Source organism: Nonomuraea solani (assembly GCF_900108335.1).
Lineage (GTDB): Bacteria > Actinomycetota > Actinomycetes > Streptosporangiales > Streptosporangiaceae > Nonomuraea > Nonomuraea solani.
Genome location: NZ_FNVT01000014.1, coordinates 275,382 through 289,906 on the forward strand (window position 1 = coordinate 275,382; position 14,525 = coordinate 289,906).

The 14,525-nt window shown below is 73.1% G+C and carries 10 protein-coding genes and 1 pseudogene; 8 read left to right on the forward strand and 3 right to left on the reverse strand.

The features are described from left to right. The first annotated feature begins 107 nt into the window (after positions 1–107). From C4V41_RS65535 to C4V41_RS39735, 4 genes are read left to right on the forward strand one after another with little or no spacing between them, the layout of a single operon-like run. Complete coding sequence (locus C4V41_RS65535) at positions 108–3,788, forward strand: WD40 repeat domain-containing protein (protein ID WP_103961150.1); 3,681 nt, start codon at positions 108–110, stop codon at positions 3,786–3,788. Between the two features lie 49 nt (positions 3,789–3,837). After that, a complete protein-coding gene (locus tag C4V41_RS39730; RefSeq protein ID WP_200824531.1) occupies positions 3,838–4,743 on the forward strand; it encodes a MerR family transcriptional regulator in 906 nt (301 codons plus the stop codon). Further along, on the forward strand, positions 4,719–4,868 hold the full coding sequence (locus C4V41_RS62280) for a hypothetical protein (protein WP_160150546.1): 150 nt from the start codon (positions 4,719–4,721) through the stop codon (positions 4,866–4,868). Before C4V41_RS39730 ends, C4V41_RS62280 begins: the two co-directional genes overlap by 25 nt. Continuing rightward, positions 4,865–5,599 carry an MOSC domain-containing protein gene (locus tag C4V41_RS39735; protein WP_103961152.1) on the forward strand — a complete coding sequence of 245 codons (735 nt, stop codon included), beginning with the start codon at positions 4,865–4,867 and terminating at the stop codon, positions 5,597–5,599. The genes C4V41_RS62280 and C4V41_RS39735 overlap by 4 nt, the downstream gene beginning before the upstream one ends. 182 nt (positions 5,600–5,781) lie before the next feature. Here C4V41_RS39735 and C4V41_RS39740 read toward each other — a convergent pair whose 3' ends face one another. Then, positions 5,782–6,117 carry a CU044_2847 family protein gene (locus C4V41_RS39740; protein ID WP_103961153.1) on the reverse strand — a complete coding sequence of 112 codons (336 nt, stop codon included), beginning with the start codon at positions 6,115–6,117 and terminating at the stop codon, positions 5,782–5,784. A gap of 272 nt (positions 6,118–6,389) precedes the next feature. On the opposite strand from C4V41_RS39740, the gene C4V41_RS39745 reads away from it, so the two are divergent. From C4V41_RS39745 to C4V41_RS39755, 3 genes and pseudogenes are all read left to right on the forward strand, one after another. Next, positions 6,390–6,878 carry a MarR family winged helix-turn-helix transcriptional regulator gene (locus C4V41_RS39745; protein WP_103961154.1) on the forward strand — a complete coding sequence of 163 codons (489 nt, stop codon included), beginning with the start codon at positions 6,390–6,392 and terminating at the stop codon, positions 6,876–6,878. A 93-nt stretch (positions 6,879–6,971) separates the two neighbouring features. Next, positions 6,972–7,844: pseudogene (locus C4V41_RS39750) on the forward strand (LLM class flavin-dependent oxidoreductase); the annotation flags it as partial. A 5-nt stretch (positions 7,845–7,849) separates the two neighbouring features. After that, the gene (locus tag C4V41_RS39755) at positions 7,850–9,931 is read left to right on the forward strand and encodes an LLM class flavin-dependent oxidoreductase (RefSeq protein WP_103961156.1); all 2,082 of its coding nucleotides are present in this window, start codon (positions 7,850–7,852) and stop codon (positions 9,929–9,931) included. Here the strand turns inward: C4V41_RS39755 and C4V41_RS39760 are convergent. After that, positions 9,918–10,355, reverse strand: coding sequence for a pyridoxamine 5'-phosphate oxidase family protein (locus C4V41_RS39760; RefSeq protein ID WP_103961157.1), 438 nt, complete (start codon positions 10,353–10,355; stop codon positions 9,918–9,920). The genes C4V41_RS39755 and C4V41_RS39760 overlap by 14 nt on opposite strands. Before the next feature lie 64 nt (positions 10,356–10,419). Here C4V41_RS39760 and C4V41_RS39765 point away from each other — a divergent pair, with 64 nt between their 5' ends. Further along, the gene (locus C4V41_RS39765; protein WP_103961203.1) at positions 10,420–13,602 is read left to right on the forward strand and encodes a BTAD domain-containing putative transcriptional regulator; all 3,183 of its coding nucleotides are present in this window, start codon (positions 10,420–10,422) and stop codon (positions 13,600–13,602) included. Here the strand turns inward: C4V41_RS39765 and C4V41_RS39770 are convergent. Then, positions 13,575–14,381 (reverse strand): aminoglycoside 3'-phosphotransferase, encoded by an 807-nt coding sequence (locus C4V41_RS39770; protein WP_103961158.1) that lies wholly within the window; start codon positions 14,379–14,381, stop codon positions 13,575–13,577. The genes C4V41_RS39765 and C4V41_RS39770 overlap by 28 nt on opposite strands. Positions 14,382–14,525 lie beyond the last annotated feature (144 nt).

Genomic DNA, 14,525 nt, shown 5'->3' on the forward strand with positions numbered 1-14,525 from the left:
GAAGCGTACCGTCACGCTTCAGCGTTTTGCGAAGCGTCGCTCAGCAGGCAACTTTCCCCGGGCACCGGGTCGTTGATCGGGAAGACGGCGGCCAGGAGGAGGCGTACATGGCGGGGGCGATTCCCGGCACGGCGGGATGGATCGAGCGGCCCGAGGTGGTGGACCGGCTCGTGACCGCGCTCACCTCGGGGGAGAGCGGGCTGGTGGTGGTCGTTCCCGAGGTGGCCGGCGTCGAAGGGCTGGGCCTGACCGCCGCCGCCGCGGCCGCGGTGCGCCGTCCCGAGGTGGTGGAGCGTTTTCCCGAGGGGATCGGCTGGGTGTCCTCCGGTGGGGCCCACCCGGAGGAGTGGGCGGAGGAGCTGGGGAGGGTTCTGGAGCATCTGAACGGGGAGGAGCTGGAGCCGTACTCGTGGATGGGCAGGCTCGACCCGCTGGAGCTGGCCCATGACGAGGCGGCGGTGTATCGGCTGCTCCAGGAGGAGATCTTCAAGCCGTCCGCCCGGCTGATGGTGATCGACGGGCTGGCGCATGCCGGGATGGTCGTGTCGCTGGCGTTCGCGATGCCGGGATGTACGTGGCTGGTCACCGCCAGGGCCGCCGAGGCGGACCTCGAATTCGCGATCACGGTGCCCGTCGGGCCGATGCCGCCTTCGGAGAGCGCGGCACTGCTGCGCCGTGACCTGCCCGCGCTGGACGAGGGTACGGCCGGTCGGCTGGCGGCGCCCACCGGCGGCTGGCCGCTGGCCCTCGGCCTGATCCACGGCACGCTGGCCAGCCAGGTCGTGACGGGAGAGGCGGCCACGGAGGCGGCGTCGCGCCTGGCCGCCCGGCTGCCCTCCGGCGTGGACCTGACCGATCCCGCCTCCCGCGCGGTCCTGATCGGGGCGATCGTGGATCACGCGGTCGACTGGCTGCGCATGGTGGACCCGGCCGCCGCCGAACGGTTCCTGCGGCTCGGCGTGTTCGAGGCGGGGGAGGCCGTACCCATCGGGGTGGCGGCCATGATGTGGAGCGCCGGTGAGAGCACGACGGGCGGCCGGATCGGCGCGCTCATCGCCAGGCTGGAGGGGATGTCGCTGGTCAGACGGCGTACCGACCATCCGGTGCTGCTGCTCGCGACCGCCGTGAGCGCTCGCGTCCGCGAACTCCTCGGGCCCGAGGGGCTGGAGCGGGCGCGCCAGGCCCTGATCGACGGCTCCCCGAGCCAGACCCCGGACGGGTGGGGCGACCTGCCGGGCACCGGCGAGTGGATGCTCCGCAACCTCGCCCGCCTGTACGCCGAGGCGGGGGACCGGGAACTGCTGGAGGAACTGGTCTGCGACGCGTCGTGGCTCTCCATGCGCCTCCAACAGTCCGGCCTGACCGCAACCCTGTCCGACCTCACCAGGGCCCTCCACCCCCCGAAAACCACCCCCACCGAAACCAGCCCCACCGAAACCAGCCCTGCCGTGACCAGCCCTGCGGTGACCAGCCCCGGCGTGATCAGCCCTGCGGTGACCAGCCCCGGCGTGATCAGCCCTGCCGTGAGCAGTTCCGCCCCGACCGGTCCTGCCGTGGTCAGCCCCGCCGAAGCCGGCCCCGCAGTGACCGGTCCCGCCGTGGTCGGCCCCGTTGCGACCACCGTCGTCATCGGGCCGGCCGTGACCGATCCTCCTGGCTCCGGTCCTGCCTTGGCCCGTTCCGCCGTGGTCGGCCCTACGACCGATGTCGATTCCCCCACCGTTTCCTTCGCCGATCCCCTGATCGGATCCCTGCCTGAGCATTCGGCCGGGTCTTCGGCTGACTTCGCCGGGATGAGGCTGGGGCAGGTCGAAGTGGTCGGGCGGATTCTGGCGGGTTCGTCCCATCTGCTCGAACCGGCGCGCGAGCAGGGCCTCAACCTGCTGCCCACGCTCGCCGCCCGCCTGAACGCGGCCCCGGGCAAGGGCGAGGAGGCCCGCCGATGGCTGGAGGAGCTGGGCGAGCCGTGGCTGGAATCCCGCTGGACGGCGCCCGACCTGCAGCACCCGGCGCTGCTGCGTACCCACCACAGCCGGTCCGAGCGCATGACCGACCTGGCCATGGCCCCGGACGGCTCCTGGGTGGCCGCCGGGGGAGACCAGGGGCGGGTGATGCGCTGGCAGGCGGACGGCACCGGCATGCCCGCCCTGCTCGGGCACGAGGGACGGGTCACGGCGGTGGCCGTCGCTCCCGGCGGCGACTGGCTGGCCACCGCGAGCTGGGACGGCACCGTACGGCTGTGGGAACGCGACGGAAAGCCGCGCGCCGTCCTCGACGACCTGCCCGACGACCCCAACACCCTCGCCATCGCACCGGACGGGACGTGGCTGGTCGCGGGCGGGGAGGGTTTCCTGGCGTTCTGGGAGGCCGACGGCACACTACGCGCCCTCGTCGAAGCCGGCACGTACGACCGCGTCGCCATCGCCCCCGACGGCACCTGGCTGGCCGCCGTCGGCGGGGAGGTCGCCGAGCTGTGGCACCCCGACGGCACCCGCAAAGCCACCATCGTCACGAACCACGACAGGGACGACGACACAGACCTCGCCACGGACGACGGCACTGATGACGTTGAGGACGGCGGTGCCGACATGGTCGCCATCGCGCCCTCAGGGGAGTGGCTGGCGTTGATGTCCGGCCACGGCACCATCCTGCTCGTGAACGCCGACGGAACCCCGCGCGGTGAGCTGGACGGCGTGTTCGCCCACGGCAAGGGCCTGGCCATCGCCCCTGACGGCACCTGGCTCGCGGTCTCCGACATCGACGAGAACATCGCCATCATGGGCCTCGACGGCTCGGTACGCGCCCGGTTCCCCGCCCACACCGTGGACGTCAGCGGCCTGGTGATCATGCCCGACGGCCGCCGGCTGGTCTCGGCCGGCGACCGTACGGTCCGCGTCTGGGACGTCGGCGTGGCGCCGCGGGCCGGTCCCGGCGAGCCGCGCGACCGGCGGCGCACCCTGAGTTCGGTGGCGGTCGCGGACGACGGCTCCTACCTGGCCACGGCCGGCCCCGGCGGTCTCACCCTGTGGAACCCCGACGGCAGCGTACGGGAACAGGGACCCGACGACTGGATGTGGAGCGTCGCCATCGCCCCCGGCGGCAGGTTCCTCATCACCGGCGACACAGAGGCGCGCATCCGCCTGTTCGACCCCGACGGGACCGTGCGCTGGACGAAGCAGACGCCGCAGGCCGGCGCCCTGATGCACGCGCCGTCGGCGGCGATCGCGCCCGACGGCACCTGGATGGCCGTCGCGGTGGCCAACACGGTACGGATCCAGACGCCGGACGGGCCGGGCACCACGGTCCTGGGACCGTACGCGGAGGAGGTGACCGCGGTCGCGATCGCACCGGACTCCTCCTGGCTGGCCGTCTCAGCGGGCTCCGACCTGCGGTTGTGGACCAGGGAAGGGCGCCCGATGGGGCCCGGCCTGGACACGGAGGGCCACGCCGAGTCACTCACCATCGCCCCCGGCGGCCGCCATCTGGCGGCGGCCACGCTGTTCGGATCCATCGAGCTGTTCGACCTGCGCGGTGACGAGGTGGGCGAGTGCGCGGCCCGGTTCGGCCCGGACGAATGGCTGACCGGGGTGGCCTTCTCCCCGGACGGCGCCCGGCTCGTCACCACCACCAAGCAGGGGTGCCTGCAGGTGTGGGACGTCGAGACGCGTACCTGCGAGAGCGCGATCCTGGTGGACGGCGATCTCCACGACTGCGCCTGGTTCCCGGACGGTTCGGGGGTGTGCGCGGTCGGCGCGGCCGGACTCTTCGGCTTCACCTACCACCTCTGAGCTGAAGGGGTTGACCTGTACCCCAGGGTCCAGGTTTATGGTTTCGATCGTGAGAGTGGGCGAGCTGGCGCGGCGTACCGGGGTCACGGTGCGCGCACTGCGCTACTACGAGGCGGCCGGCCTGGTCGTCCCCGGCCGCCGCGCCAACGGCTACCGGGAGTACGACCCGATCGCGGTACGGCAGGTCGAGCAGATCCGGTCGCTGATGGCGCTGGGCCTGTCGGTAGAGGAGACGCGGCCGTTCATCGAGTGCCTGGATTCCGGCGCCGAATCCGGTGACGTGTGCCCGGCGTCGCTGGCCACGTACCAGCGGGCCATTCAGCAGTTGGAGGAGCGCATCACGCGGCTCGCCGAACAGCGTGACGGGCTGCGCGCGGAGCTCGACGCGGCCGCGCGGCGTACGATGCGGGCGCAGCCCGGCCGGCGGCGGGACATCGCGGCCGTGGATCCGGCCACGCTCGTCGGGGCCGAACTGCCGGAGCTGGAGCTCAGGGCCACCGACGGCAGCCGGGTCCGCGTACGAGCGCTCGGTCAGGGGCGCAGCGTGCTGTTCGGCTATCCGCTGACCGGGCGGCCCGGCGTGGACCTGCCGGAGGGGTGGGGGACGATACCGGGCGCGCGCGGGTGTACCGAGGAGGCGTGCGGGTTCCGCGACCACCACGCCGACCTGCTGGAGGCCGGCGCGGCGCGGATCTACGGGCTGTCGGCGCAGTCGAGCGGGTATCAGCGGGAGGTGGTGCACCGGCTGCGGCTGCCGTACCCACTGCTGGCCGACCCGCACCTGATGCTCGCCGCGGCGCTCGGCCTGCCCACGTTCGATGTCGGCGAGATGACGTTGTATCGCCGGCTGACCCTCATCGTGGTGGACGGCCGGGTCGAGCACGTGTTCTTCCCGGTCGAACCGGCCGGTCACGCCGAACAGGTCCAACGATGGCTGACCGAGCACCGGCTCTGACCAACCTGCCCAAGATCGCAGCGTCCGGCACCGGCCTGCAACCGCAACCGATCTCGGCTGACGCGCCGACGACCGCCACCGCGCTGACCGGCTTCGGGCCGCGCCCGGCGACGGAGGACCGGTGAGTTCCCGCGAAGACGTGGGCCAGGTCGTCGAGCTGGCACGATATCCGGTGAAGTCTCTGGGCGGCGAGCGGCTGACGTCGGCCCGGATCACCGCCGCCGGCGTCGCCGGAGACCGGAGCTGGGCGGTCTACACCGAGGACGGCGGGATCGGCAGCGGCAAGACCACCCGCCGCTTCCGCCGCATCGACGGTCTGCTCGCCCTGCGCGCCCACCTGGACGACGGTGAGGTGCCGCTGGTGGTCCTCCCGGACGGGCGAGAGCATCGCGCCGACGACCCGGCGGCCGGTCAGACGCTCAGCACGCTTCTTGGTCGCCCTCTGCGACTGCGCCGTCAAACCTCCATCCCGCACCACGACGAGTCCCCGATCCACCTCATCACCACCGCCGCGGTGCGGAAGCTGGAGGGGTTGCTCGGCGAACCCGTCGACATCGCCCGCTTCCGCGCGAACATCGTGCTGGAGGTCGAGGGCGACGACTTCATCGAGGACGCCTGGCAGGGCCGCCACCTCACCATCGGCGACCAGGTGGAGCTGTGTATCGGTCCCGGTATGCCCCGTTGCGTCATGGTCGGCCTGCCCCAGCCCTGCGCGGGCCTGGGGTCCGACACGCGGCTTCTCAAACTGCTCGGACGCGTCCATCAGGTGCGGTTCGGCCTTCAAGCCAGTGTCGTACGCGGCGGCACCGTACAACGAGGAGACCTCGCCGTACTCAGACCCCGGCCGGCTCGATGAGATCTCCCCGTCGGCGAACGGGTACCGCAGCAGGACCCGCCCGGCAGGCCGCGACGGGTCCCCTCTGTCCAGCACCTCGTTGACCACATGCGCGCAGGTCGGCGCCGGTGATTTCGCCGACCAGGAAACCGGGCCCGCGCGGAACGTCGTCGTGACGGCCGAGCGCCTCGACGATGCCGTGCTCAGGTCGCCTCATCGCCCCACGTGGCCCTCACCGTGAAAGACGCCTCCGCCGTCCCTTTCGTGAAGATCACCCCGAGTTCTCCGCCGAGCGTGAGCCCGAACTCCACTTCGATCTCTTTCGGCGCCTTCAGTTGCGCGCGCAGCTTCCCCAGGATGATCTCGATGGCCGGCCCGATCCGATCGAACGCCTCGGCCAGCGTCCAGGGCGCCTCCGTCAGCCTCCCCCCGCTCGACGCGAGCGTGATCCCTGGTCCAGGCTCGATCTCGGCCTCGATGAAGTGCTGCTCCTGCCCGTCGGCGCCGCCGACGGGTATGCGTACCCGCAACGTGTTCATGGCCCGCCTTCTCTCCTCTCATCGACGATAGGCCCGGAAGGGCGTTCTGACTCCCGCAGGCGTCACCGCGCACACTGACGTTGGTCTGGCAGGCCATGTTGGAGTGGTCGCGTGCGTCGTCCGGCGTGCAGGAGAAGACCGGCCGTGGTCTCAGCGCCCGTCCTTCGAGAAAGCGGTAGCCGCTCTGGCGGGCGATGGCGAGTGAGTGTGCCGCCGTTGCACGCCGCCTACGGCGGAGGGGGCCGTGGCGGGTGGGCGGCTATGCTGCCCGCATGAGCGGCGACGGGGAGAATCTCGGCTGGACCCTCGGTGTGCTGCTGCGCGCGTACCAAGGTTCGGTGGTCACGGTGATCGGGGACTTCCCGCACGGCCCGCGTGGTTACCAGACGCTCGCCGCCGTCGTGGGCGGCGACCATCCCACGCAGCTCGCGCTCGCCGCGCACCTGGGCATCGACAGGACCGTGCTGACGTACCTCATCGACGACCTGGCCGGGGCGGGGCTGGTGGAGCGGCGGCGGAATCCGGCCGATCGGCGGCAGCGCAGGATCGTGGCGACGGACGCCGGGGCCGAGGCGTTCGAGGATCTTGAGCGGCGCGTGCGCGACGCCGAGGACGGACTGCTCGGCTCGCTCGACGCCGCCGAGCGTGACACGTTGCGGCGGCTGCTCTGGCGGGTGGCCTGCGACGTACGCGACATCGAGCCCGCCACCGATCCGTGCGACGTGGCCGAGGAACTGCTGTCGGACGGCGCTCCTCGCTGACCCACGGCGGAATGTCTTCCGGCAACTTGCTGTTGTGCAACTCGTTTGGCTTGGAGATAGTCTGCGGCACAACACATTTGCCTTGGAGGGCACATGCCTGACTACGGCCACGACCTGCTGTTCGGGTCCTTCATCTCGCCCGCGAGCGCCGCCCCGCACCAGGTCGTCGCCCTGGCGCGGGAGTCCGAGGCCGCCGGGCTCGACCTGGCGACCTTCCAGGACCACCCCTACCAGTCGGCCTTCCTCGACACCTGGACGCTGCTGTCGTACGTCGCCGCCAGGACCGAGCGCATCCGCCTGTCGGGCAACGTCGTCAACCTGCCGCTGCGCCCGCCCGCCGTGCTGGCCAGGGCGGCGGCGAGCCTCGACCTGCTGAGCGGCGGGCGGTTCGAGCTGGGGCTGGGCGCGGGCGGGTTCTGGGACGCGATCGAGGCCATGGGCGGCCGGCGGCTGACGCCCGGGCAGGCCGTGGACGCGCTGAGCGAGGCCATCGACGTCATTCGCGGGGTGTGGGACGTGAGCGACAGGTCGCTGTTCCGGGTGGAGGGGACGTACTACCAGGTGGACGGGGCCAAGCGGGGGCCCGCGCCGGCGCACGACATCGGGATCTGGCTGGGCGCGTACAAGCCCAGGATGTTGCGGCTGATCGGCGCCAAGGCCGATGGCTGGATGCCGTCGCTGCCGTACATGAAGAGCCTGGACCAGCTCGCCGAGGGCAACACGATCATCGACGAGGCCGCGGTCGCGGCGGGACGGGACCCGGCGGCGATCCGCCGCCTGCTCAACATCGGCGCCCAGGCCGGGCCGCCCGCGCGGTGGGCCGAGCAGCTCGCGGCGCTGACCTTGGAGCACGGCTTCTCCGGCTACATCGTCATGGGCGACGACCCCGGCACCATCCGGGTGTTCGGCGAAGAGGTCGCCCCGGCGGTACGGGAGCTCGTGGCGGCCGAGCGGCTCGTGGCGGGGGAGCGATGAGCGCGGATCACGGGCATCCGCTGTGGTTCGGCGCCGTCCTTCCGGCGGACGAGCCCGAGCGGGCGCTGCTGAGTGAGGAGCTCGGCTACGACCTCGTCACCTTTCGCGACACGCCCGGCTCCCTCGACCCGTGGACGTTACTGAGCTGGGTCGCCGGGCGGACGAGCCGGGTTCAGCTCGTCGCGGCCGTCCCCGCCGGGCCGGTTCCGGCCGTGACGGGGCGGGCGGCGGCCGGCCTGGACCTGCTCTCCGGCGGCCGCGTCACGCTGCTGCTGGCGGAAGACGGCGAGGCGATCGACGTGATCCGGGGGGTCTGGGCGGCCGGTGATCGGTCGCCGCTGTTCTACGACGGCGATCACTATCGGGTGGCGGGTACGGAACGTGGCCCGGCTCCGGCGCACAACATCCCGATCTGGATCGACGGGAGCCCGGAGCTCGCCGGCCGGAAGGCGGACGGCTGGCTCAAAGACGAGGGCACCGGGGAGGCCCTCGACGTGGCGGCCGTCGCGGCGGGGCGGGAGCCGCGTGAGGTGCGGCGGCTGGCCCGCGTCACCGGGCGTGAGCCGGTGGACGAGCTGCTGCCGATGGTCCTCGACGAAGGGGTCAGCACGTTCCTCATGGAAGCGGACGACCCCGGCACCCTGCGGCGCTTCGCCACCGACGTGGCGCCTGCGCTGCGCGCGGCCGTCGCCCGTGAACGCCTGACCCGCGGCACCCACGAGCCCGCCACGATCCCGAGCACCTTCGTCCGCCGCCACCGCCGTGACGGCATCGACTACGACGGCATCCCGGCCTCCCTGGCCCGGACGGCGATCGAACCCGGGGACGCCGGATACGCACGCGTACGCTCCACGTACCTGCGCGGCGGATCACCCGGCCTGGTGCTGCGCCCCGGCACGCCCGGCGAGGTGAGCGAGGCCGTGCGCTTCGCCGCCGCCCAGCCGGTCAAGTTGTCCATCCGCAGCGGCGGCCACGGCATCAGCGGCCGTTCGACCAACAACGGCGGCATCGTCATCGACGTGTCCCGCCTCAACGCCATCGAGATCCTCGACAAGGCGGCCCGCCGCGTCCGCATCGAGCCGGGCGCCCGCTGGACCGACGTCGCCGCCGCGCTCGCCCCGCACGGATGGGCGCTCACCTCCGGCGACTACGGCGGCGTGGGCGTCGGCGGCCTGGCCACCTCCGGCGGGATCGGCTGGCTGGCACGCGAGCACGGCCTCACCATCGACCACCTCCGCGCCGTGGAGCTCGTCCTGGCCGACGGCTCGCACGTCCGCGCCGACGAGAGCGAGAACGCGGAGCTGTTCTGGGGCGTACGCGGCGCGGGCGCCAACTTCGGCATCGTCACGTCGTTCGAGTTCGAGGTGGACGAGGTCGGCCCGGTGGGATTCGCCCGCTTCGCCGTGGACGCCACCGACACGGCCGGGTTCCTGGAGCGCTGGGGAGCCGCCCTTGAGGCCGCGCCGCGCGAGGTGACCAGCTCCCTCATCATCGGCCAGCCACGCCCGGGGCAACCGCTGCTCGCCCAGGTCATGACCGTCGTGGACACGGACGACGCCGAGACGATCATCGACCGGCTGCAGCCCCTCGCCGCCGCCGCGCCGCTGCTGGACTACTCGATCCAGGTGGTGCCGTACGAGGCGATCATGAACGTCCCGCAGGGCGCGCACGACGCGCAGGGCGAGCCGGTGACCCGCTCGGCCCTCGCCGATCACCTCACGCCCGAGCTGGCCACGGACGTGGCACGGCTGGTCGCGAGCGGGCAGACGTACTTCTTCCAGATCCGCGCGGTCGGCGGCGCCGTCGCCGACGTGCCCCCGGACGCGACCCCCTACGCGGGCCGGGCCGCGAACTTCCAGCTCGTGGCGTTCGGACCCAGCCGCCGGGGCCTCGACCAGGCCTGGGACGGGATGCGGCGGCACTTCTCCGGCCTGTACATCAACTTCGAGACCGACCCCCGCCCCGAACGCCTCCACGACGCCTACCCCGACGCCACGCTCCAGCGGCTGCGCGCGCTCAAACGCCGCTACGACCCGGGCAACGTCTTCCGCGACAACTTCAACATCACCCCGTCGTGAACTCCTTCCCGAAGTCATATGTACGCCACTTCCCGGGCCGCAGCCGGACCGTGACCCATCCGCTCAAACCCTCCTCGATCGCCTGGAAGAACCGCCGTCCGTCGTCATCACCGAGATAACGGATCGACCACTCCAGGTACTCCGCCGGATCCGTCGCCTCGTAGCCGGCGACGGATCCCTCGACCGAGACGTACCTGTACGGCATCGCCTCCTGCTGCACCGTGAACCCGGCCTGCCCGGCCGCGCGGACGGCCCGCAGCTTGCGGCTGCCCTCCGGGGTGCTGATCCTGATGTCGCCGCCGGGCTCGTAGCCGTACCAGATGGGCACCGACAGCGGCACCTCCCCCTCGGCCACGCTCAGCACGCCGATACGCGTCCCCGCCAGGAAACTCTCCCGCTCCTCCACGGTCATCCATGCGTTCATACGCCCATCCTGGACCGAGCCGCTGTCGGAAGGCTGTTGGCGCGCTGTCGCTATGCTCTGGCCTGTGCGTTTCGGGGTGCTGGGTCCACTCGAGGTGCGGACGGACGAGGGCGACGCCGTGGCGATCCCCGAGCTCAAGGTCCGCGCCCTGCTGGCGGATCTGCTGATCGGCGAGGGGCGCTCCGTCTCGCCCGATCGCCTGATCGACGACCTGTGGGGCGATCGGCTGCCGCGCAACCCCGCCAACACGCTGCAGCACAAGGTCTCGCAACTGCGCCGCGTGCTCGAAACGGCCGAACCGGGCGGCCGTGACCTCGTCACGTACGGTCCCGCCGGCTACCGGCTGCGCCCCCTGCCCGGCTCGCTCGACGCCGAACTCTTCCAGGCCCTGGTCACGCGCGCGGCCGGGCTGGAGGACCCCCGGGAGCGCGCCGCCCGGCTCGGCGAGGCGCTCGCGCTGTGGCGCGGCCCGGCCCTGGCCGACTTCGCGGACGCCGAGTTCGCCCAGGCGGCCATCGCCCGGCTGACGGAGTCGCGGCTGCTCGCGTGGGAGCAGCGGGCGGAGGCGCGGCTGGAGCTGGGCGAACACGGGGCGCTCGCGGGGGAGCTGGCGGGGCTGGTGGCGGCGTACCCGCTGCGCGAGCGGCTGCGCGCCGCCCACCTTCGTGCCCTGTACGGGGCCGGCCGGCAGAGCGAGGCCCTGAGCGGCTACGAGGAGCTGCGCCGCCGGCTGGCCGACGAGCTGGGCGTGGACCCGGGCCCCGGCCTCACCGCCCTGCACGAATCCATGCTCAAACAGGACCCCGCCCTCGCCGTCCGCCCGCGCACCAACCTGCCCGCGCCGGTCACCGGCCTCATCGGCCGGGAGCAGGACGTCGAAGAGGTACGCGCGCGGCTGGCGCACAGCAGGCTCGTCACGCTGACGGGCCCGGGCGGCGTCGGCAAGACCCGCCTGGCCCTCGAAGCCGCCGCCGGCACCGCCCGCGACACGTTCGCCGACGGCGTCTGGCTGGTGGAACTGTCCGCCTTCTCCACCGCCGGCCCGGCCGCGCTGGCCGCGGCGATCCTGACCACCCTCGACATCCGCGACGACGCGGGGACGTCCGGCGCCCCGGCCCCGCCCGGCGGTTCCGCTCCGGCCCGGCTCGTTCACGCCCTGCGCGGCAAGCGGATGCTCCTGGTCCTGGACAACTGCGAGCACGTGATCGAGGCCGTGGCCGACCTGACCCACGCCCTCCTGCGCGGCGTCCCCGGCCTGCGCGTCCTGGCGACCAGCCGCGAGCCCATCGGCGTCGAAGGCGAGACCCTGCACGCCGTACCCCCGCTGGGGGAACGGGACGCCGTGCGCCTCTTCCTGACCCGGGCGGCCGCCGCGGTCCCCGGCTTCACCGGAACGGACGCCGACTCCGACGCCGTCGCCACCATCTGCCGCCGCCTCGACGGCCTGCCGCTGGCGCTGGAGCTGGCCGCGACACGGGTCCGCGTCCTCGGTGTACGCGAACTGGCGGCGCAACTCGGCGAGCGCTTCCGGCTGCTGACCGGCGGCAGGCGAGACGCCCCCGCCCGGCAGCGGACCCTGCACGCGGTGATCGACTGGAGCTGGAGCCTGCTCGGCGACCAGGAACGCCGCCTGCTGCGCAGACTCGCCGTACACGCCGACGGTTGCACGCTCGAAGCCGCGGCGCAGGTCAGCGGCGAGCAGGACGTGCTGGACGTGATGACCCGGCTGGTCGACCGCTCTCTGGTCGTGGTGGAGAGAGGCGCGGCGGGCGCCAGGTTCCGCCTGCTGGAGTCGATCGCCGCCTTCAGCCTCGACCGCCTGCGCGACGCCGCGGAAACGGATCTCGTACGGGACCGCCACGCCCGCTACTACCTGGACCTGGCGGAGCGGGCCCGGCCGCACCTGTACGGCTCCGAGCAGCGCCAATGGCTGCACCTCCTGGACCTCGAACGCGCCAACCTGCGCGCCGCCCTCGACCACACCGCCAGGCGCGGCGCGGGCGACCTGGCACTGCGCCTGGTCAACGCCCTGGCCTGGTACTGGTTCCTGCGCGGCCGCCTGAGCGAGGCCCGCCACTGCCTGGACCTGGCCCTGACCACCGGCGAGCCCACCCCGTCGGCCGCGCGGGCGACGGCGATGGCCTGGCGGACCGGAATCGCCATCCGCATGGGCGCCGTCCCCGACCCGGTGCCCCAGAGCGACGCGGCCATGCGCGCCTTCCCCGACGACGGAGACCCGGCCGGGCGGGCGCGGGCCCAGTGGTTCCTGGGCTTCGCGCAGCTCGGGGTCGGCGAGCCGGCCGACAGCCGGGCCCGGGTGGAGGAGGCGCTGGTCACGTTCAGGGAGCTCGGCGACCGCTGGGGGATCGCCGCCGCGCTGAGCAGCCGCGCCCGCCAGTCCCTCGAACGCAGCGACATTCCCGCGATCAGGCGCGACGGCGAACGCTGCGCGGAGCTGTTCGACGAGCTCGGCGACTGCTGGGGCACCCTGCAGGCCATGGACTCCCTCGGCCCGCTGGAGGAGATCACCGGCGACTACGGCCAGGCCACCCGCTACTACCGCGAGGGCCTGCGGGTCGCGGAAGAGCTCGGGCTCTGGTCGGACGTCTCCTCCGCCCTGTCCAGGCTCGGCCGGATCGCCCTGCTGACCGGCGACCACGAACAGGCCGACGAGCTGCACGAACGCGCCAGACGCCTGGCCGCCGAGCAGTCGAACAAGTCGATGGAGGAGTTCGCCAAGATCGGCCTCGGGCTGGCGGCCCGGCGGCGCGGCGACTTCGAGGCCGCCGCCGAGCACCTGCGGACCGGCCTCGACTGGCTCCGGCAGACCGGCTGGGCGGGCGGGCTCGCGCTGCTCCTGGCCGAGTCCGGGTTCATCGCCGAACAGCGCGGCGACGCCGCCACGGCCCTCGCCCTGCACCTCGACGGCCTCGACCAGGCCATGACGGCGGGTGACCCCCGGGCGCTGGCGCTGGCTTTGGAGGGTCTGGCCGGAGCCACGTCACTCGCCGCCGACCACTGTCTCGCCGACCACCGCCTCGCCGCCCGCCTCCTCGGCGCCGCCACGACCCTGCGCGAATCGGCCGGCGCGCCACTGCCTCCGGGCGAAAGCGCCGACGTCGGCCGCATCACCGCCAGAACACGGCAGGCCCTCGGAGAACGCGTCTTCGACGAGCAGCTCCGCCTCGGCCTCGCCACCCCGCCCGGCGAATTGACCGCTCAGGCCAGATCCCACAGCAGCCGGTAGTAGGCGAGCCGTTCCCCGTCGGGCTCGACGCCGTACCCCTTGTAGAGGAAGGCGTCGAAGGCCGGGCCGTAGTCCTGATCCAGGCTCCAGGCCGCGACCGCGAGGTCGGCCCACCGGTCGGCCACACCGAGCGAGCCCAGGTCGACGTGGGCGGCGAACGTACCGTCGTCGTGCAGCAGCGTGTTCGGCACGCACGCGTCCCCATGACAGACCACCAGCCGGTCGATGGGCGGCGGCGCGCCGAGCCGCGCCCGGGCCTCGGCCACGCCGAGATGCCGGTGCTCGGGGGACCAGTCGTCAGGCCCCTCGCCGTCGGCGATGCGCTCGTCGGCGCGGGGCAGCCGCCGCTCGACACTCCAGTCGAACGGGCACTCCCCGGCGGGCAGGGCGTCGTGCAGCAGCCGCAGCCCCCGCCCGATGCCGGCCGCCGCCGTGGCCGGCTCGGTCACCCAGCGCGGCGACACGGCCGACGTTCCCGGCACGGCCTCCGTCACGAGCCACGCGCCGTCGCCGTCCGTACCGTGGTCGAGGACCGGCGGCACCTTCACCCACCGCTGCGCCCAGGCCAGCCGGACGGCCTCGGCGGGCAGATCGATCTCGGGCGTCCCGGCGGCGACCCACTTGGCGTAGCGCACCCCGCCGCCCGGGTCGTCGAGCCGGAACGTCAGCCCGCCCAGCGCGTTGCGCCACACGGGGGTGACGGCGGCGCCACGGGCGAGCGCGGCGATGACGGGCGGGACGGTCACGGGGCCGGTCGGGATCTCAGCGTCGGCGTTCACAGGGACAAGATCCTCGCACCTGACCGCCGACCTGGGCAAAAGGTTAATCCCAGAGGTGCGTGATGGGGGTGCCCGAGGGCAGGCCGAGAACCTCGCGAGCCTCCTCCTGGATCACCTCGCGCATCTCCGAACCGGAGCCCGCCA

What these genes read in the sequence shown, in the direction of transcription:
- C4V41_RS39740 (WP_103961153.1), bottom strand. Translation starts at nt 6,117, where the DNA reads ATGAACACGTTGCGGGTACGCATACCCGTCGGCGGCGCCGACGGGCAG.
- C4V41_RS39760 (WP_103961157.1), bottom strand. Translation starts at nt 10,355, where the DNA reads ATGAACGCATGGATGACCGTGGAGGAGCGGGAGAGTTTCCTGGCGGGG.
- C4V41_RS39745 (WP_103961154.1), top strand. Translation starts at nt 6,390, where the DNA reads ATGAGCGGCGACGGGGAGAATCTCGGCTGGACCCTCGGTGTGCTGCTG.
- C4V41_RS62280 (WP_160150546.1), top strand. Translation starts at nt 4,719, where the DNA reads ATGGCTGACCGAGCACCGGCTCTGACCAACCTGCCCAAGATCGCAGCG.
- C4V41_RS39755 (WP_103961156.1), top strand. Translation starts at nt 7,850, where the DNA reads ATGAGCGCGGATCACGGGCATCCGCTGTGGTTCGGCGCCGTCCTTCCG.
- C4V41_RS65535 (WP_103961150.1), top strand. Translation starts at nt 108, where the DNA reads ATGGCGGGGGCGATTCCCGGCACGGCGGGATGGATCGAGCGGCCCGAG.